Annotated in this window: 2 protein-coding genes; both read right to left on the reverse strand. The window is 21.1% G+C overall.

The features are described 5' to 3' along the window. A partial coding sequence (locus tag M0D11_RS05975; RefSeq protein ID WP_252320990.1) for a hypothetical protein occupies window positions 1-322 on the reverse strand: 322 nt, incomplete at its 3' end. Between the two features lie 48 nt (window positions 323-370). Further along, a partial coding sequence (locus M0D11_RS05980) for a hypothetical protein (RefSeq protein ID WP_252320992.1) occupies window positions 371-1,178 on the reverse strand: 808 nt, incomplete at its 5' end.

The raw sequence follows: 1,178 nt of genomic DNA on the forward strand, positions 1-1,178 counted from the left end.
GTGGGGGAATATTATTTTGGTTATTTTCTAATTCTAATTTATCTTTTACTTTTTTTCTTTGTTCATAATCATATAATATTTTTCTTCCTTTTTTAATTCCCAAATCTGTTAATAATTCATTATATTTTTTTTGCATTATGATAATTCCGATTATTAATCCTACTATATTAAGCGCAATAAAAAGAATTAATATTCCTCAAGCAGTTCTATCTTCTCTTACACCACCCATTAGTAATATAAGTCCGCCTACAGTTAATCAAGTAATAAGTAATAAAGTAAATATTGAACCTAATACTGTTAATCAAATTGCTCAAGTTGGCATAGTCTTTTTTCTCCTTAATTAATAATTTATATAGTAATAGTATAATAATTATCTTGAATTTACAACTATTTTGCTAATTGATATTGAATAACTATCAACATTTTCAGCATAAAATAAATTTTCACCATGACTTGGACCGCTACTTCTATTTGATATTGAATAAATATAGGCCGGGAATAATTGTAAATTAAAATTTAATCTACTATTATCTAAATTTTTAAACCCAAGCAATATTTCACTATCATATTTTTTAGTATATAAAGTACCCCTATTTTCATTTGCTGTAACATTAATTATTTTTTCATTTAATTTATATAAATTATTTTTATTGTTTAAAGTTTTTCCCATTGTAGCAATTCCATAATAATTATAATTTAAATCAAATTTATATTTATTTATATTATAATTTTCAGCATTAATAATTAATTCTCTTTTGTCATTATAATAATTTAAATCTTTTAAATTATAAGTAAACATATGTGTATATTCTTCTTTTTGACTAAATATTTGAGATGTATAAAAATCTAGATAAATAGCACTAGTATTTGTATGTTTACTTGTTTTGTAATTTCAAGAAATATAAACATCTATACTTTTATAATATCTTTGTAAATCTTCAAAACTATTAATTAACAATGTAGGGTCTAACTTTGATTTAATATCTAAATTAATCTCTAATGGTTTAATTTTAGGTGCTATATTATTTATTCAATTATTGGGATTATAAGACATATTATAATTATTATCTACATTAAATACTTTTTCTAATGGTAAATCTATACTATAAGTAGGATTATCTGGAATAAATAATAATGTTTTTGCTATATTTTGAGGACTTGGTGGTAATATTTTTGCT

Source organism: Spiroplasma endosymbiont of Lariophagus distinguendus (assembly GCF_023846195.1).
Classification (GTDB): domain Bacteria; phylum Bacillota_I; class Bacilli_A; order Mycoplasmatales; family VBWQ01; genus Spiroplasma_E.